This is a genomic window from Microcoleus sp. MON1_C5 (assembly GCF_036701875.1).
Lineage (GTDB): Bacteria > Cyanobacteriota > Cyanobacteriia > Cyanobacteriales > Microcoleaceae > Microcoleus.
In genome coordinates this window covers 1-17,562 of sequence record NZ_JAUBRN010000005.1, presented here as the reverse complement: position 1 = coordinate 17,562, position 17,562 = coordinate 1, and the positions used below count along the sequence as shown (strand labels likewise).

General features: G+C 44.2%; 14 protein-coding genes. 9 read left to right on the top strand and 5 right to left on the bottom strand.

The window, feature by feature from the left end:
• Window positions 1–166: 166 nt before the first annotated feature.
• The 3 genes from QUA71_RS03775 (at window position 167) to QUA71_RS03765 (ending at window position 5,270) form a co-directional block, all read left to right on the top strand.
• On the top strand, window positions 167–4,204 hold the full coding sequence (locus QUA71_RS03775) for a glycoside hydrolase family protein (RefSeq protein WP_333282318.1): 4,038 nt from the start codon (window positions 167–169) through the stop codon (window positions 4,202–4,204).
• A gap of 259 nt (window positions 4,205–4,463) precedes the next feature.
• Entirely contained in the window at window positions 4,464–4,871 is a 408-nt protein-coding gene (locus tag QUA71_RS03770) for a hypothetical protein (protein ID WP_333282315.1), read from the top strand.
• 21 nt (window positions 4,872–4,892) lie between these two features.
• The gene (locus QUA71_RS03765) at window positions 4,893–5,270 is read left to right on the top strand and encodes a hypothetical protein (RefSeq protein WP_333282312.1); all 378 of its coding nucleotides are present in this window, start codon (window positions 4,893–4,895) and stop codon (window positions 5,268–5,270) included.
• Window positions 5,271–5,458: 188 nt separating this feature from the next.
• Here the strand turns inward: QUA71_RS03765 and QUA71_RS03760 are convergent, their stop codons facing one another.
• Entirely contained in the window at window positions 5,459–5,839 is a 381-nt protein-coding gene (locus QUA71_RS03760) for an endonuclease domain-containing protein (protein WP_333282309.1), read from the bottom strand.
• A 230-nt stretch (window positions 5,840–6,069) separates the two neighbouring features.
• Here QUA71_RS03760 and QUA71_RS03755 point away from each other — a divergent pair, with 230 nt between their 5' ends.
• On the top strand, window positions 6,070–6,228 hold the full coding sequence (locus QUA71_RS03755; RefSeq protein WP_333282307.1) for a hypothetical protein: 159 nt from the start codon (window positions 6,070–6,072) through the stop codon (window positions 6,226–6,228).
• Between the two features lie 68 nt (window positions 6,229–6,296).
• On the opposite strand, the gene QUA71_RS03750 is transcribed toward QUA71_RS03755, so the two are convergent.
• Entirely contained in the window at window positions 6,297–7,250 is a 954-nt protein-coding gene (locus QUA71_RS03750) for a radical SAM protein (protein ID WP_333282304.1), read from the bottom strand.
• 568 nt (window positions 7,251–7,818) lie between these two features.
• On the opposite strand from QUA71_RS03750, the gene QUA71_RS03745 reads away from it, so the two are divergent.
• The 3 genes from QUA71_RS03745 (at window position 7,819) to QUA71_RS03735 (ending at window position 10,523) form a co-directional block, all read left to right on the top strand.
• On the top strand, window positions 7,819–8,613 hold the full coding sequence (locus QUA71_RS03745) for an ABC transporter permease (RefSeq protein WP_445243745.1): 795 nt from the start codon (window positions 7,819–7,821) through the stop codon (window positions 8,611–8,613).
• A 225-nt stretch (window positions 8,614–8,838) separates the two neighbouring features.
• Window positions 8,839–9,702, top strand: a complete 864-nt coding sequence (locus QUA71_RS03740) for an aldo/keto reductase (RefSeq protein ID WP_333282301.1) — start codon at window positions 8,839–8,841, stop codon at window positions 9,700–9,702.
• A 143-nt stretch (window positions 9,703–9,845) separates the two neighbouring features.
• Window positions 9,846–10,523 carry a GIY-YIG nuclease family protein gene (locus tag QUA71_RS03735; RefSeq protein WP_333282298.1) on the top strand — a complete coding sequence of 226 codons (678 nt, stop codon included), beginning with the start codon at window positions 9,846–9,848 and terminating at the stop codon, window positions 10,521–10,523.
• 100 nt (window positions 10,524–10,623) lie between these two features.
• Here QUA71_RS03735 and QUA71_RS03730 read toward each other — a convergent pair whose 3' ends face one another.
• Window positions 10,624–11,472: a DUF3598 family protein gene (locus tag QUA71_RS03730; protein WP_333282295.1), complete on the bottom strand. Its 849-nt coding sequence runs from the start codon at window positions 11,470–11,472 to the stop codon at window positions 10,624–10,626.
• A gap of 18 nt (window positions 11,473–11,490) precedes the next feature.
• On the opposite strand from QUA71_RS03730, the gene QUA71_RS03725 reads away from it, so the two are divergent.
• Complete coding sequence (locus tag QUA71_RS03725; protein ID WP_333282292.1) at window positions 11,491–12,300, top strand: SAM-dependent chlorinase/fluorinase; 810 nt, start codon at window positions 11,491–11,493, stop codon at window positions 12,298–12,300.
• A gap of 101 nt (window positions 12,301–12,401) precedes the next feature.
• Here the strand turns inward: QUA71_RS03725 and QUA71_RS03720 are convergent, their stop codons facing one another.
• Window positions 12,402–13,406 carry a site-specific DNA-methyltransferase gene (locus QUA71_RS03720; RefSeq protein WP_333282289.1) on the bottom strand — a complete coding sequence of 335 codons (1,005 nt, stop codon included), beginning with the start codon at window positions 13,404–13,406 and terminating at the stop codon, window positions 12,402–12,404.
• Between the two features lie 171 nt (window positions 13,407–13,577).
• On the opposite strand from QUA71_RS03720, the gene QUA71_RS03715 reads away from it, so the two are divergent.
• Window positions 13,578–14,381, top strand: a complete 804-nt coding sequence (locus QUA71_RS03715; RefSeq protein ID WP_333282286.1) for a helix-turn-helix domain-containing protein — start codon at window positions 13,578–13,580, stop codon at window positions 14,379–14,381.
• Between the two features lie 82 nt (window positions 14,382–14,463).
• Here the strand turns inward: QUA71_RS03715 and leuS are convergent, their stop codons facing one another.
• Entirely contained in the window at window positions 14,464–17,019 is a 2,556-nt protein-coding gene (gene leuS / locus QUA71_RS03710; protein WP_333282283.1) for a leucine--tRNA ligase, read from the bottom strand.
• Window positions 17,020–17,562: the final 543 nt, after the last annotated feature.

The window sequence follows — 17,562 nt, the reverse complement described above, 5'->3', positions numbered from 1 at the left end:
GATCGCCAATTCAGAATTTTTGTTAATTTTGCGTAAATTCTCAAATAAACAGAAAATTTTGACGATTAGTGAAAAATCCTTGGCAAGGAAGGGTTTTGGTTGAATGTCTGAAGGCAGTTAATTCAGTTCTGGCGATCGAATTCCTATTAATCAGGGTGCAAAAGTTATGGGCTGGCTAAATTTTGGTGGCAAAAAACGCAAACAGGCTCACGGTTTTGGGGATTCCAGTAAAACAAAGAGTCGGAAACGACCGAAAAGTTTTATATTAGAAAAAATTGTGACTCCGAGTGCGGGTTTTGGGGATTGGCAGCACGAGTTTGACTACTTGCATCAGTTATTGGGTTCTTTGTCGCTGTCAGATTTACATTTACCTAATTTCTTTGCTGATAGCGGTGTTTGCCCGATCGACCCGAATGGTGCACCAACTAACAATTTACCGCCGCTGATTGATTTTGACCCGCTGGGTCTGTACCATGATGGGATTGCCACTCAAACCCCTTACAATCCGGGGGGTGCGTTTGAGACTTTACCGGTTGCTTTAATTCCTGTCGATCCGCAGGCGCCGAATCCTAACAATCCGAATGCAATCCGTCAATTGCTAAATTTTCCTTTGGCTTCTCAGCCGTATTTAGGAACGATTGATACTGGTGTGAGTGCGGATAGTCCTTATTTGAATTACGCGAATATTAAGAAGGGCCGCGATTATGTGGGCGGGGATGACAATCCGTTGCTGAAGCCTGGGGAAGGTAGCGATCACGGTACTTTTATGTTGGGGATTATTGATGCAATTAATAAGACGGCGCCGAAGTGGGTGGGAAGGGCGATCGATTCTGGGAGATGGGCTGATTCTTTGGTAGAGTTTGTGGATGCTGCGAAGGCTTCTGGACAGAAAAATGCGATCGCGAATCTCAGTTTGGATTTGACTCAGAAGAATGCTGACGGGATTGTGGAAACGCGCTATGAGTTGACTCCGCCAGAAAGAAGCGCGATCGAATATGCGCGGCAAAATGGGGTAATGCTGGTAGTGGCGGCGGGTAATGACGGCGGTGTGATGTCGGTTTTGGGTCAAGCTTCTCAGGAATTTGACAATATTTTTACTGTTGGGGCTGGGGATATTAACGGGCGATCGATCTATTCTAGTTATGGCCGCGGTTTGGATATTGTGGCCGATGGCGGCACGACTGAACACCCTGGTTTATCGACTGTGGGAAATGATTTGGGCACGATGGCGGGGACTTCGGTAGCGACTGCTAAAGTTGCGGGGGCGGCTTCTTTGGTTTGGGCGGCAAATCCTGCTTTGAACTATCGCCAAGTGATGGAGATTTTGAAGTCTACGGCGAGGGATTTGGGGCCGGTTGGATGGGATGATGAGACGGGTTTTGGGTTTTTGAATACGTTGGCGGCGGTGGATTTGGCGAAGAAGACGCAGCCGGAAGTTTACGAAATTCCGGCAACAGTTGTTCCTGATACTTGGAGTGGTGAAGGGAAGGTAACGCCTAGTGAACGGGCAGTTAATTTCAATGGAAGAATCAATAATGTTGGTGATGTCAAGGTGACTGGGTGGTTGAGAATACGTTCTCAGCCTAATACTAGCTCGGCGGAAGTTGCCAAAATAACTCCTGGTACTCAACTAGAATTCTTAGATGGGCCCGTTCAAGGTGGAATGGTTACGGATACAACCGGACTTGGTAGCAGCAGCACTTGGTATCGTCTGGCTAATGGTAGCGGGTATATGTCGGCATTGTACATTCAGAATGTTGGCTCAATACCGACACCAACACCAACTCCCACACCAACTCCCACACCTGCACCAGCTCCCAAACCAACGCCAACTCCTACACCTGCACCAGCTCCCAAACCAACGCCAACTCCGACACCTGCACCAGCTCCCAAACCTATCCCACAAGTTCCGATTAGTTCTAATTCAGCTAACTACCGGAATGGGGCGGTGAATCCTTTTGCCTACCGCTGGCAAGGGCAATGCACCTGGTATGCTTACGGACGGATGCTGGAAACAGGATTGTTACCCCCAGCTATCAAGAAAAATGCTTTGTTCCTGGGTAATGCTGGGCTCTGGAGGAACGATGCTTTGAAGGTAGGTTTGCCCGTTACTTCTACACCAACTGCTGGGGCGCGGGGTTTAGTGGTTTGGCCGCCTAATACTAAAGGGGCTGGAAGTGTGGGTCACGTTGCCTTTTTGGAAGAGGTTTATCCTGATGGGCGCGTTCGGATTACTGAGGCAAATTGGCCGACAGGTAGTGGGATTAAGGAACGAATTCTGACGCCGGCTCAATATGCTGGAGTGTCGTTTGTCCGACTGGAAAATGCTCAGACTAATTCCTATAATGCACCTCCAGCAAAGCCTGGACAGCAGCGGCAGTATATTGTGCGTAGTGGCGATACGTTATCGGCGATCGCTCTGCGAGAATTGGGGAATGCTAACCGTTGGACGGAGATTAAGAAAGTTGATGGTAGTACATTTACGGATGCTGAAGCGCGGAATTTGCAGGTGGGGATGTCGGTTTATTTGCCTGTGAGTTATCAAACTGGGACGGGTAAGCCAGTTACACCACCATCTTCTTCACCGGGAACTTCGCCATCAACAGTGAGCGAAGCTGGTTTGAGGTTTATTGCCGGACATGAGGGAATCAGACTCAAATTGTATAACGATCCAGCAGGTCACTGCACGATCGGAATCGGTCATCTCTTGCACTACGGCAATTGTAATGGCAGCGAACCAGCAGAGTTTCGTAGTGGCATTAGCGAACAGCGTGCGTATGAATTGCTCAGAGCGGATGTGAATACAGCAGTACAAGCAGTAAAAAGCTTAGTTAAAGTGCCACTGAACCAGCAGCAATTCGACGCACTGGTGAGCTTTACCTTCAATCTTGGTGCAGGCTCTCTTCAACAGTCAGATTTACTGAAACGACTGAATGCTGGCGAGTACAGTGCTGTGCCGACTGAGCTGAATCGATGGGTATATGGTGGCGGTGTTAAGTTGCCCGGTTTAGTACGACGGCGTAATGAAGAAGGCATTTTATTCAGAGGCAACCCACAAAGTTCTAGTGCAAATAATACAGGTAATGGATCGCAAGGATCTGTCAATATCATTGCACAACCCATTTCTGAAGATAAAATTCGTGAAGAGCGAAAAAATACACTGTTTCAAAAATTGCATGAATTTTTTAAACAGATGAATGGCTCCGCTCAGAAGTTTGGAGGCGATATTGGAATTGGCCCGTTTGTATCTGCTGCTGAAGAATTAATCGAGAAGCCCCTAAAAGAATACTTTAAGCTTGGATCTGATGCTTGGAAACACATACAGGGTTATAGTCAAATCAACGATATAGCATCACGGATTGGCAACCAAGTTAAGCTATTGATTCCTAAGTTGGCTTCCCTGTTAAAAACCGCTTTTAGTAAGGGAATCAACAAGATGTCCGACTGGGTAATCTCAATTGGTGCTGAGATTTATGTTAATTTATCGCCAAAGCAACGGGATCAATTTCTTTCTGCCATTGAAAAAATCATTCAATTTAATTCGTCTAGCTTGGTTCAAGGATTCAAAAATTTTGATATCAATAAAGCCTTTTCAGGGATTATTGATGCTTTGAATCAATGGGGATCGATTATTGGTAAAGCAGCTAACAAGATTTTACCGCCTAGTAGCAAAAAGGCTTTTAATCAATTGGCGAACGCGACTAAAAAAGCACCGGGTCCAGTTAAATTAGTAGGATACTTATTTGACGGTCTTCAAATTGGATTTGGAAAGGATCAGAGCAAAGAAACTTTGAAGGTTATTGGTGCCTCAGTCGGCTCAGGAATACTTGGGGCTTTTGTTCAACCTCTTGCTTCAGCAGTACCTGGATTAGGGAATGTTCTGCTTGGTGCTACCGCAGCATTTGCTGGTGCATGGGTAGGCGAATCGATTGTAGATCAATTGTATGATTTCCTGAAACCCTTAGTTGAAGACTGGATATCTAGCGTGGGTAAATTTGTCAACGAACTTGTACAAAAAGCTAAGAACGTAGGATCTAGTTTTTGGGATATTATCAAGGGTATTTTTATAGGTATTCCTGTATATGCAGAAGAGGAAAATGCCTATAATGCCGCAAAGATTTGGAAAAGCCAAATAGGTGTTGGTACTGCTTATGAAGCATATCTTTCTGAGGATGCAAAGAATTACTTATATGCTGTGCCTTAATTCTTTATAACGATTTAGTTTTGATGGGCGATCGCTTTTGTGAGGGCGATCGCTTTTGGGGAGGGCGATCGCCCTTTACCCCTTTTTCTCAAAAAGTGCGATCGCCCCTTTGGCATTAGTTAAAAATGGTGCTCACTTTTTGGCGATATGGAAAGGATCTCGCCTTTTGGGGGCTGTGAGTGCGATCGTGCTGTAGGATGAAAAAACTGCCAAAATGATATAATCTTACAATTCCCAAAATCTATATTTTAATCAGCCATTGACACAATCCGATCGACCCGCCGACGCAAAAACACCCTGCATCATTAACGATCGCAAGCTCGATTACTTATTCAATGTCAACATCAAGCCAGACGCTCATAACTCAAAAAGAGCGGTACAAAATAGACAACAACTAAATCGCTTGGGCTTTGATGACGATTCAGAATCACGTCAATTTATTCAAACTCATCTAGAACAAGCAGTCCAAGAAGAAAGTAATATTGTTGAGCGATTGATTAACATTTATACAAACCACACCACAGGAGAAGAGGGTACAATAGATACAGAGCTTAGAGATTCACTGTTACCTGGCAGAACCGGAAAATTCGCCCAAGTCCAAAGTTCATGGGAAGTCTTGCCCAATGGAACTCGCCGCTTTCTCAGTGCTATAATCTATGGAAAATAACTCAATATCTTAGGTAAGAAAATGGCAAAAATCAATTTACATGAGGGATTTGATGAACTAGCTTTTATAGAATTATTTTGTGAAGAACCAAAAGATTCCCAACCCTCCGATGGCTATTGGTGTTATGAAGTGACAGATTCATTAGGTGTCACCCTCAAATTTGGAATGAATATCATTCAAAAATCAGTTCAAATTGAATTAAAGATAGCCGATGCCACTGTAGGTATTATGTGTTTTGAACTCGTGAACTTTATTGAAATTAATGATTATATTAACGGTAAATTAGAATTTTTAGTGGCCCCCAAAAATGAAGAATTCAAAACTTTAGTTCAAGTTGAACTGCGACCGAGAATTAAAGTTGATTGTTCAACTCTGAGCCTTTGCCCGATGGCTGCTTAGCCTTGATAAACTACAAGGCCGTGAAGCGGAGCTATCCCGTAGGGAATCGCCCTTTATTCCTCTTTCTCAAACAAGGTCGATCGCCCTTTTGGAATAAGTCGAAAAGTGCGATCGCATCCAGCCACCCATTCAACTCTCCTCCCCTCATGTCCCCCCCTTCGATCGGGGGGCGCCAGGGTGATCTAGCCTCAAAAATCACCCTCAATCAAACCCAACAACTCCCCACAAACCCCCTCACAACTCTGCAACACCTCAACATTCGTAAACCTGACAACCTTCAATCCATACCCCTCTAAAATCCCGGTTCTTTCTGCATCATATTCTTTCCCTTGTTCCGTAAAATGACTCTCCCCATCAATCTCAATTACTAACAGTAAAGCCGCACAATCAAAATCTACAATAAAGTTGTCGATGGGGCGCTGTCTCAACACTCGCAAAGGAAAATTTCTCAGAAAATTCTGCCACAGTTTTTTTTCTGATGGAGTTGGATTTTTCCGCAGTTGTTTGGCGATGGGGATGAGTTTTGGGTTGTATGGTAGGTGGAAGTTGGAGTCGTTTAGTTTTGGCATAATCCCGGTACTATCCCCCCTAACCCCCCTTCTTAAGGGGGGGACAAGATGTTAATGGAAATTATAGTAGAAGGAGGGAGCGTTTGTTTGGGATGGGGAGGGCTCTCGCTCTTTTTGGCATGGAAAGGGATCTCGCTCTTTTTGGCATGGAAAGGGATATTGAAAAATACTTAAACTACCCGATCGCTAATCAAGATTTGTTCTAACAGACAATATCCACAATTCGCGGGATGGTGGAAATAGAACAGGTGGAATTGAACCGGGAACAGGAACAGAGGGAACGTCAGCGCGATCGCCAACAACTAGAATTATACAAGCAAAAGGAACAAGAACAGAAAGATCGCGATCGAGAACAAATGGAAATCGGCAGGAAGAACCAAGACAAATAAACAAAAAACCGGGTTTCGGCTCAAACCCGGTCACCATGAATACAAGCAATATTAACACTGCTCAAACCTCAATTTTTTAATAATTTTACCCCCATCTTTACCTTGTCCAAAATGGTCTTTTGCGAAACACAAGTAATCAGACAAAGCTTGCCGCAATTCAAAGTATCGCGGCGGACTTTCTGAGCTTTTTCACCGTACCAAATCTCCCGGGCGCTGGCATTTTTCACATTACCAATCACGGGAAACTCATCGCACAATTTCACATCACCGCGCGTATCAATCCAGTAATTCCGCAGTCCAACGCGACAAGGACGAGTTGAATCAGGAGCTTTTTCTTCCGCAAAGTGAGGAATCATCAATCGCAACACTTCATCGCTGTTCATAATCGGACCACCGTTATGCTTCATTTCAATTAAGCGCTCGATTACCTGTGAAAATTCCTCCATGTCTTCTTTTTCAATCCACAATTCCTCGTATGTTTCTGGTGTCCAGCGGTTGACTGGTTGGAAGTTCACCGTCGTCGCCCCAATTCCCTGAGCCCAGGTGACTATTTCCGGGAGGTGGCGGAAATTGAGTCGGTTCATTGTCGGTTTGACGTTGATGGGAAACAGGACGTTCTGTTTTTCTTGTTCTTCGCGCAGATAACCGATTCCTTTAGAAAGTCTGTCGAACAATCCCGGTTGACCTCGCAAATAATCGTGCAGTTCTGCATTCGGCCCGTCAACTGACATATTCACATTAAAAGGACGCGCCGCGACAGTTTTGGCTGCGTTTTCCCTGGTCATGCAATAGCCGTTTGTGGTGACGCCGACGTGAATGCCATTTTTATTCGCAAAAGCCAGCAAGTCTAGAAAACCTTTTTTAATATAAGGTTCGCCGCCGCTAAAGTTGATTGAAAATTCGCCCACAAATTCTTTGACGCTCAAGAGGGCATTTTGCCATTCTTCGATCGTCAATTTCGTCTTTATATTCTTTAAGCCGCCAATACTCGCACTGGCGACATTTAACATTGCAACGCTCATTGACGATTCCGTAAAAAGTTACTGGACTCGTCACGTCATATCCTGTATTGATCCGCAGCGATTCGGCCACTGCACTCTTGGTGTGCTTGACGCCCAGTCTCGATAATGTTAAAGCATCCATGTCTTTTTTCCCTTACGTGTTGTTGGTTAAGTCAATTTCTTGCACCCTCTTTTGTACGTATAATTACGCATTGCTGATTACGTATTCCTTTTGAGTACGTATGCCCCATCCTAAGTGTTCCGTTTGGGTGTGGCTAGATGTTTTTGAAATATTTATAATTTTAAGAGTTGTAACATATTAGTATTTCCAATCAATCAAGCGATTATTGGTGTAAAAACATCAAGTATTCTTAATAATTGCCACAAGATATTGGCTTAAGATGGACGAAAATTAATAATTGTCATTTTTGTTTAAATATTGTTAGATAAGTTAATACTGCGTGTTAGTAAAACTACTTAACTAAGGGGTCTAAATAATTTAAAATTATAGTGGAAAGAGCAGCCTGTACAGCAGTTAACTTCACACAACCTTTAAAATATGGGAATTTAAGTATTTACAGGGCAAAAAATGGCGACAAACATGGGACGATATTTCCACGTACTGAAATTGTTTTGGGGTGCGGCGATCGCAGCGGAACTAGAATACCGAATCAACTTTATCCTCGCGACCCTCAGCAGCCTCGGAAATCTTGCGGGCAGCTTGTTTGGGCTGTTTTTGTTCTACCGTACCGGCTACAGGTTTGCGGGCTATTCATGGGAAGAGGCTTTAGTTGTACTCGGTATTTTCACGATGTTGCAGGGGTTTTCGTCAACGTTTCTAGCACCTAATCTCAGCCGTATTGTCGATCGAGTGCAGCAAGGTACTCTCGATTTCGTACTCCTCAAACCCATCAGTTCCCAATTTTGGCTATCTGTAAACACAGTTTCGCCTTGGGGAATCCCAGATTTAATCTTCGGCACGGTATTGCTGCTGTATGCTGCTAACAAGTTGGGACTAGAAATCGGCAACTATTTTTTAACAGCAATACCGCTGTTATTCGGAACTATTACTCTTTACAGTATATGGTTTATGTTAGGGGCCACCAGCATTTGGTTTGTCAAAATTTACAATGTTACCGAAGTCCTCAGAGGATTGTTAGAAGCGGGTAGATTTCCAATGGCAGCTTATCCCGCAGCTTATCGATTTTTCTTCACTTTCGTAGTTCCCGTTGCCTTCTTGACGACTGTGCCAGCAGAAGCCATGCTGGGTAGAGGTGAAATCGTTTGGATCGCAGGGGCGGGAATATTGGCGATCGGGCTGTTATTTTTCTCCCGCTACTTCTGGCAATTTGCACTCAGGTTTTACACCAGCGCTTCCAGCTAGTTAAGTAGGTAGGTAAGCTGCTGCACATCTAGATTGTCTCTTATGTTTGAGAGGGAGAAGATTTGACACGTGCGGAATAGGGAATTGAAATATACATTTTAAAGGCCCAACAGCTTATCTAAAAAATATTTTTTTCTATTTACTTAGATAGTTAAATTAATGTAAAATTTCAACCTATCCTTGAAATGTAAACTGGAAATAAACCACGCAAACGAAGGGAAATCAATGAAAAGAAAAAAACTGGGTAACAGTAATTTTACTATCAGCGCGATCGGTCTTGGAGGTATGCCCCTGTCCTTAAGCAGCCGGCCGCCAGAATCGCAATCAATTGCGGTAATTCACCGCGCCCTCGATTTGGGTGTCACCCTAATTGACACCGCAGATTCCTACTGCCAAGATGAATCCGACAAACACCACAACGAGCAACTGATTGCCAAAGCTTTGGAACAGTACACCGGAGATACTCGGGCTGTTACTGTCGCCACTAAAGGCGGCTTAATGCGGCCTCAAGGTGCATGGACGCGCAACGGCAATCCCCATCATTTGCGCCAGACAATTCGCGAAAGTTTTGAAGCGTTGGGCGGCGAGAAACCGATCGACCTTTGGCAGTACCACTCGCCCGATCCCGCTTATACCATAGAAGCAGCCCTAGCACCCGCAAAAGAAGCAGTAGAAGCAGGAATGATTCGATTTATAGGAGTGTCCAACTTTTCTGTAGAGCAGATCAAACGTGCCCGCGATACAGTAGAAGTTGTCTCCGTGCAGAATCAGTACAATCCGTGGCACAGAGAGCCGGAATCAGACGGCGTTCTGGAATATTGCGAAACCGAAAAACTGACATTTTTTCCCTGGAGTCCTTTGGGAGGAAGCCGCCGCGTCACCAGCTTGCAAGATATGCCCGCGATCGCCAAATTAGCCGCAGAAAAAAACGTTTCAGTTTACTGTATAGTATTAGCTTGGTTGATGGCTCAATCGCCCTGCGTCGTTCCGATTCCCGGTGCGACCAAAGTATCGAGTATTGAGGACTCTGTGGGGGCGCTCGAAGTTAAATTGACTGACCAGGAATTGCAACAAATTGCCGCAAGTTAAGTATATAAGGGCAAAAAAAACAATAGAACAGGCTTTCCGGCCTGTTCCACAAACAGAACTTTATTGTGGGGTGGGCCGGAAAGCCCGCCCCTGAAAGCTGGATTGAATGAGTAAGTTTGACATTTTTTGAGGAATTGGGTTTTATGGAAGCTAATCAAGTGAATGCCGATCGAGACGTAGCAATTGAACATCAAAACGTACCTGTCGCCCATGAAGGACTGCACAACTTTTTATACAGTTCCGACTCAGAACACAGCGCAGCAGCCGCTATTCCTGCATTAGAAAATGACGGAACGCAAATAATGGCGATCGATACATGGCGCGATTTGGCAACTAACGCGAAAGTCGCTGGAGTTTACGCTGTAATGGACACTTCCCGCAACACTCAGTTTATCGGTTATTCGCGAAATATCCTGCTTTCAATCAACGGTCACATCGCCCAAAATGGCGCAGAAAATTGTGCTTTCCTGCGCGTGCAAACTTTCAAATTTCCGAAGCGGGAAGAAATGGAAAGTTTGCGGGATGCTTGGATAGCAGAAATTGGCAGCATTCCACCTGGAAACGGTGCTGACAGCGAAATGTGGGCGGCTACGGTAGGCCAAGCGGCGCGATCGGCAATGTCTGCGGAGGAACAAAAAGCTTATGAGGAAAAGAAGCTAAAATTACGCAAAGCAATGGCAGATTCCAGTCTTACCAAAGAGTTAGAAACCGCAGTCCCAAGTGACGGCGAACGCGCTAAGGATTTGGAAGCGGCTGTTAATAATGATGACTGGAGTGCGGTGATTCAATCGCAAACCCAGGAAACCAAGTCCGGCGAATAAAACTCGCAGATACATAAACTTTTTTCCGCCCTAAATGGGGGCGGGTTTATGTAGATTATGGGTGGAAATTAAAGAGTGCTTGTGAACCCGCTCATACTAATCAATGACTAACTTTGCGTTCAGTAACTAAAGTCAAACTTACCCATTCACCCCGCTCATTGTAACTGCGAATCATCCGAAACCGCAACTCAGGTTCTACCAACCAACCGGCCTCGAAAAATAGAGGTTTTCTCAATTCAATCTTGACAGGTAAAGTGCAAGAACCGCCGTCAGGAAGGAGTACAACTTGCACGGGGGAAGCACTTTCGTTAAAGTGCAGAACTGAACCGTCAATGGTGGCGCTAGAACTGATAACAGTAGCATTACTGCCAAAAGTCATTTTATGCACTAGGCGATCGCTACTTTCCAAATGCAATTGCAGTTTGGTAGAATAAAAGTCAGGAGAACGCGAATCTGGATACATTGTCACCGCCTCGCCCTGCCATTCTCCCAGCAAATCCTCAACTGTTAAAGGCGGACGTTCGGGGACATTTTTATCAAGCTGCTTTTCCCGAATTAAGGTAAGTTTGGATAAATTGCCGTCGGTATTGTAGATATGAATGAAGCGCAACCGGCGATAATTGTAGATAAAACCAAACTCGGCACCGCACTCAGAAAAAGGCGCTAGTTGAATAGTACCCTGAGAAAAAGCTCCATTCTCAAAAAATAGGATATCTCGTCCCAAACTTTGATATTCTCGAACAAGTTCGCTGACTTCCGGTTCGCCGACACCGCTAGGATTTGGGGAAAAGCGACGGAGTTTCAATCGCACTGTTTTGTTGTCATTGAAACCTTCGAGAGAAATAATGCTAGGAGTATCTTGAAGTACCTCTCCTCGCGCTGATAGCTGAGTAAAGGAACCGTGCCATTCTCCCAGATTTTGCAGAAAGTTTTCCCACTGCGCTACCATATTCTTACCTGTGGATATATGTCTAAAAATAGAATTATAACTCTGCTGACGGATTTTGGATTAAGCGATGTTTATGTGGGAGTGATGAAAGGTGCGATCGCCCAAATTAACCCGCAGTTAAAAGTCATTGACATTACGCACCAAATACCGTCTCAAAATATTGCGGCGGCGAGGTTTTGTTTGATGACGGCTTTTGCTTATTTTCCGCCGGAAACCGTACACGTTGCTGTCGTCGATCCGGGGGTGGGAAGCAAGAGACGCCCGGTTGCGATTAAATGTGCTAATTGCTTTCTTGTCGGGCCGGATAACGGGTTGTTTAGCGGGGTGTTGAGTCGGGAAAGCGCGATCGCCTGTGTCGAACTCACGAATTCGCAATACTGGCGCACACCTCAACCCAGCAGCACTTTCCACGGTCGAGATATTTTTGCAGCAGCGGGCGCTCACTTGGCGAACGGGGTGGCTTTGGAAGAGTTGGGGGAGGATCTCGACCCTGCAAGTTTAGTGCAGTTAGAGATACCAAATTGTGCCGTTACAGCCACAGGTATAGAAGGCTGTGTTCAATATGTCGATCGCTTTGGCAACTTAATTACTAATATCCCCAATGATTGCATTATAGGTAACAATTGGTCATTGACAATTAGCAATAGTTCTGATGCAATTCGCGTCCCCAGCGGTAAAACCTACAGCGACAGCGAACCGGGCCATTTAATTGCCATAACTGGTTCTGACGGTTGGCTAGAAATTGCCATTAATGGCGGCAGCGCTCAATCAGTATTAAAATTGGAATGCGGAGCGATCGTGCAATTGCTTTTTGAAACTAACAATTAAAACCATCTCTTTCAGTCCCTTTCTGCTGGAAAATTGTTCGTGTAGAAGCGATTTCAATAGACTGTTTCATATCTGAATAAAAATTCGACTATTTAGCCAAATTAAACACAATAATTATTAACTTCAAAAAGGAGCCTATTTTGAGGTAAAATCAATCCGGATGCTTCCTCAGTTAACAATTGGTTGTATATTGTATCCGCTTGCCAAAAAGATTCTTGAGGCAAAAATCTAAATATTGATGCAGCAACATATTGTTTTTCCTTTTCAAAGCTTATCCAGTTTCTTGATAATTGTTCTGCTGCATAACCCGTAGTATTAGATCCAGAAAAAATATCTACTACCAAGTCTCCCGGTTCCGTAAGAAAATTGATAAAAAATGTCGGTAATTTTTGGGGGAAACGTGCCGGATGCGCCTTAACATTAAAATCCTTGCACCAACGCAAGTATTGAGAATTACTTTCAGAATTAGAAATTTCTAGCAAATTAGATGGAATAGCACCTCCATTATCTTTGGCAAATCGATCGCTAATATTGTGACCGGAAGGACGTTCTTTGGGCGTGTAAAATTCATCAGCATTTTTCAAAAGTTTTTTCATTCTCTCAGAATACTCTACTTTGACTTTAGTAATATTCGCTTGAGGTTGATTCGTTTTGGAAAGCCACCAAACAGTATTCACAGAATCTTTAGCCCGGATTTTCTTTTTATTCACCCACTCTATAGGAGATGGAAGTTTGGAAGGATTAAACCAGAAAAACTCTTGAGCAAGTTTAAATCCATACTCGTCGCATAACCTAATAAGCACGCGGTAATTATACAGCGATCGTACAGGTATTCCTTTTTGATAAGCACCTCCAAGGTCTATAACAAAACTTCCAGTATCCTTGAGAACTCTTTTAATTTCAGGAGCAAAGCCCAGCAGCCAATCAACATATAAATCTTGATCTTCATTTCCATAACTCTTTTGGCGTTGCAATGCAAAAGGAGGGGATGTAATCACCAAATCTACAGAATTGCTAGCAAGACTATTCAGGAGATGAAGAGAATCTCCCAAATAAGATTGACCGTATTTGGTGGTGTAAATTGGGGCGGGCAAAAGATTACTCATGTTTAATTTAGATTAGTTTAAGGTACAACAGACACAGCCTACTGTCATTATAGCAAAATCCGTACTGTCAGTTCTACTAAATCCGCACTTTCAGTACGTGGTTTTGTGTATAAATTCTTCGTACCATTCACAAAGCGAACTTTCAGTTCGTTTTTATGAATTGTGAGGGGTATGAATTACAAAGAAGCCAGACAACAATTTGCGACCAAGGTAAGTCAGCTACGCAGAGAAAAAAGGATGACACAGGACGAGTTAGCAGAACTCATAGACAAGACTACTGACTATATCAGCTTATTGGAACGCGGTGAAAGATCGCCATCCTTTGAAGTTATTTTCGCTCTAGCTGAAGCGCTCGATGTACCCGCTACTTATTTAATCAGTTTTAGCCAAAGCGGCGAGAGTACAGCTCTCATTAACACCCTAATAGCTGAACCAGTTTCTCCGTCAGTTGTAGAACCTGTTGAAGAGGCTGTTACCACGGAAGCAGAACGCATTTCAGATGCTAAACGGCTAGAAAATGCTATGAAAAGCATCCAAGAATTGCAAAATCTGGCTAGTGAATATGGTATTGCGGATATTTTTCAAGATAACGGGGGAAAGACTTTACAGTTATTAATCCTTTTAGGGTTGCGGATATCGCCTGGACGTGAAGGAAACGATGCTATTGATGCTGAAGGAAAAGAATACGAACTTAAAACAATAAATATTGCTCTCAATAGAAGCGGTGGGGTCACTACTCACCATCATTTGAATGAAATTATACTTGACAAATATCGCCGAGTAGAAGCTTGGTATATTGGACTGTATGAAGGCATAACTCTCAAAGAGATTTATAAACTTACACCGGAAATGCTGGAACCTAAATTTAAAGAATGGGAAGAAAAGGTGAGGCTAAGAAACGAGCCGCTAAACAATCCTAAAATTCCCTTAAAGCTAGTAAAAAAAGGGCAACTTGTCTACTCTTACAGTAAATAATAGTTGCCCGATAGTGTTTAAAGGGGATTAGGTTGTGTTTGTGTAGAAACGATACGTTGCCTACAGGTAGCGACTTTTACACTCAAGCTACCACGAAATTCACCAACTTTCCAGGCACCACAATTACCTTTTTAATCTCCTTACCTTCCAGGTGACGCTTAGCCAATTCCGACTCGCGAGCAAACTTTTCTAAAGCAGCTTTATCAGCACCAGAAGGCACTTGAATTGTGCCGCGAGTCTTGCCCATAACTTGAATTACCAGCGTAATTTCATCGGTAACTAATGCAGATGGATCGACATTCGGCCAAGTTTGCGTATGCACGGATTCACTGTTACCAGTATTGTGCCACAATTCATCAGCAATATGCGGCGCAAAAGGCGCTAATAAGCGAATCAAAGTGTTGATTCCTTCTGCATAAATTGGCGAATCTTTACATTTAGCATCATTCAAAGCGTTGCTGAGTTTCATCATTTCAGAAACAGCAGTATTGAACTGATAATCACCCTCCAAATCTTCGCTAACTTCCTTAATGGCCGTGTGAATTGCCCGTCGCAAATCCTTCTCAATTTTACTTAATTCAGCATTTTCTACCCCTTGACAGAGGGTGGCGGGGGGGTGTGCAGCAAACTCTGTCACCACGCGCCAAACGCGATTTAAAAAGCGAAATTGCCCTTCCACATCAGCGTCGTCCCACTCCAAATCCTTCTCTGGCGGCGCTTTGAATAAAATAAACATCCGCGCCGTATCTACCCCATATTTTCCCATAACTTGCAAGGGGTCAACGCCGTTATATTTTGATTTTGACATCTTCTCATAGAAGACTTCTAAAGCTTCACCAGTTTCAGGATCTTGTGGATTTGCGGGGTCTATATCTGCTGGGGGAACGTATTTGCCAGTAACGGGGTTTTTGTAGGCCATTGCTTGTACCATGCCTTGAGTTAACAGGCGTTTAAATGGTTCGTCACAATTGATCAAACCCCGATCGCGCAAAACCTTGGTAAAGAACCGCGAATACAGCAAGTGCAAGATTGCGTGTTCGATGCCGCCTACATATTGGTCTACAGGCATCCAATCGTTGGTCTTCGCCGTATCGAAGACTTGCTCTTGATTTTGAGCATCGGGATAGCGCAAGAAATACCACGAGGAATCGATAAAAGTATCCATCGTATCTGTTTCCCGCTTCGCGGGAGTGCCGCAACTCGGACAAGGAACGTTTACCCATTCTTCCATCTTTGCCAAGGGCGAACCTTTGCCCGTAAATTCTACATTTTCCGGCAACAATACGGGCAAATCCGATGCGGGGACGGGGACTGTTCCGCACGTGGGACAGTGAATTACGGGAATCGGAGCGCCCCAATAACGCTGTCGAGAAATCAACCAATCTCTCAAGCGATATTGCACTCGCGCTTTGCCATAACCTTCATTTTCGGCATATTGAATCACTGCTGCTTTGCCTTTAATTGAATCCATGCCGTTGAAGTTTTCGGAATTAATCATAATTCCGGGTTCTGTGTAAGCTTCGGTCAGCGGAATCTCATCATCATCCACAATTACTACTTTAATTGGCAGTTGATATTGATTGGCAAATTTGAAATCTCGCGTGTCGTGGGCGGGTACTCCCATGACTGCGCCGGTGCCGTATTCGTACAGCACATAATCGGCAATCCAAATGGGGATTTCTTCGCCGTTGAAAGGGTTGATTGCTTTGCCGCCTGTGGGGATGCCGCGCTTTGGTTTGTCTTCGGCTGTGCGATCGATCTCGCTTTGCAGTGCAACTTCTTTGATGAAGGTTTCTACGGCGGCTTTTCTGTCTTCGGTTGTCACGCGCTGAGTTAGTGGATGTTCCGGCGCTAAAACAAGGTAACTGACGCCGTAAACTGTATCGGGACGTGTGGTGAAAACGGCGATTTTTTCATCCATTCCGATGATGGGAAATTCTAAGTAAGCGCCGACTGATTTGCCGATCCAGTTGGCTTGCATTAATTTGACTCTTTCTGGCCAATCTGGCAATTTGTCTAAGTCGTTTAATAACTGTTCGGCGTAATCGGTAATTTTGAGGAACCACTGCCGCAATAATTTGCGCTCGACTTTGGCACCGGAACGCCAGGAACGACCTTCGTTATCTACTTGTTCGTTTGCTAAAACTGTTTGGTCTATAGGGTCCCAATTAACTGCGGCTTCTTTTTGATATGCTAATCCGGCTTCTAAAAATTGCAAGAAAATCCATTGAGTCCACCGATAATAATCGGGAGAACAAGTTGTAACTTCTTTTGTCCAATCGAAAGAAATACCCAAGCGGCGAAATAAGCCTTTCATTTGGGCAATATTTTCATACGTCCATTTTGCCGGGGGAATTCCGCGCTCGATGGCGGCATTTTCTGCGGGCAAACCAAAAGCGTCCCACCCCATCGGATTGAGTACGCGATAGCCTTGCATTCGCTTGAGTCTGGCAATTACATCGATGATTGTGTAGTTGCGGACGTGGCCCATGTGCAGGTTTCCCGACGGGTAGGGGAACATGGATAAGGCATAAAATTTAGGCTTTTGGGTATCTTCTGGCATCTGGTCTAAGTTTTGCTCAGCCCATGTCTGCTGCCATTTTTCTTCTATGGATTGGGGGTTATATCTGGAATCCACAACAATTGCTCCGTGCAGGGTTTAGTAATGTTTGCTTCAGTATTTTTACACATTCAAGGGGCTTCGATTCTGATTTTTCTGAGCTCCAAGGATTTTGGCTCAAATCTCTGTATTATGTATTGTAGTATATGTAATTTTAGCTGGGGGGCGATCGACCAAATATCCCGGTTCGCCCTGAAAAGAATAAGACTTACGCACGGGTGGTCAGAAACCGGGTTTTTACGAGCATACTTCGTTACAGTCGGCCAAACGGCAAAAAACCCGGTTTCTTTGGTCTTGATGCGTAAGTCCTAAAAGCATAAATAACCCCAATTCCCTGAAACCAGATTTCTACGATCGACCGGGTTTCTTAGCATTTATTCCGGCTTAAATGCTATCTGGAGCGCATAGCAATGTACCTTTTAATTTGTCATCGGGTGGGGGCCGGTTTACCAGATTATTGGTTTTAGGCAATTATTGTTGGTGGAACCCGCCCCTTGTATCTTAAAAGAGTCAGTTAATTGATCGCAACGTCAGGCGATCGAGCTGTCAGTCAGGCGATCG

Excerpts from the sequence above, each read along its gene's own strand:
- QUA71_RS03775 (WP_333282318.1), top strand. The coding sequence starts at position 167 with ATGGGCTGGCTAAATTTTGGTGGCAAAAAACGCAAACAGGCTCACGGT.
- QUA71_RS03765 (WP_333282312.1), top strand. The coding sequence starts at position 4,893 with ATGGCAAAAATCAATTTACATGAGGGATTTGATGAACTAGCTTTTATA.
- QUA71_RS03760 (WP_333282309.1), bottom strand. The coding sequence starts at position 5,839 with ATGCCAAAACTAAACGACTCCAACTTCCACCTACCATACAACCCAAAA.
- QUA71_RS03755 (WP_333282307.1), top strand. The coding sequence starts at position 6,070 with ATGGTGGAAATAGAACAGGTGGAATTGAACCGGGAACAGGAACAGAGG.
- QUA71_RS03750 (WP_333282304.1), bottom strand. The coding sequence starts at position 7,250 with ATGAGCGTTGCAATGTTAAATGTCGCCAGTGCGAGTATTGGCGGCTTA.
- QUA71_RS03745 (WP_445243745.1), top strand. The coding sequence starts at position 7,819 with ATGGCGACAAACATGGGACGATATTTCCACGTACTGAAATTGTTTTGG.
- QUA71_RS03740 (WP_333282301.1), top strand. The coding sequence starts at position 8,839 with ATGAAAAGAAAAAAACTGGGTAACAGTAATTTTACTATCAGCGCGATC.
- QUA71_RS03735 (WP_333282298.1), top strand. The coding sequence starts at position 9,846 with ATGGAAGCTAATCAAGTGAATGCCGATCGAGACGTAGCAATTGAACAT.
- QUA71_RS03730 (WP_333282295.1), bottom strand. The coding sequence starts at position 11,472 with ATGGTAGCGCAGTGGGAAAACTTTCTGCAAAATCTGGGAGAATGGCAC.
- QUA71_RS03725 (WP_333282292.1), top strand. The coding sequence starts at position 11,491 with ATGTCTAAAAATAGAATTATAACTCTGCTGACGGATTTTGGATTAAGC.
- QUA71_RS03720 (WP_333282289.1), bottom strand. The coding sequence starts at position 13,406 with ATGAGTAATCTTTTGCCCGCCCCAATTTACACCACCAAATACGGTCAA.
- QUA71_RS03715 (WP_333282286.1), top strand. The coding sequence starts at position 13,578 with ATGAATTACAAAGAAGCCAGACAACAATTTGCGACCAAGGTAAGTCAG.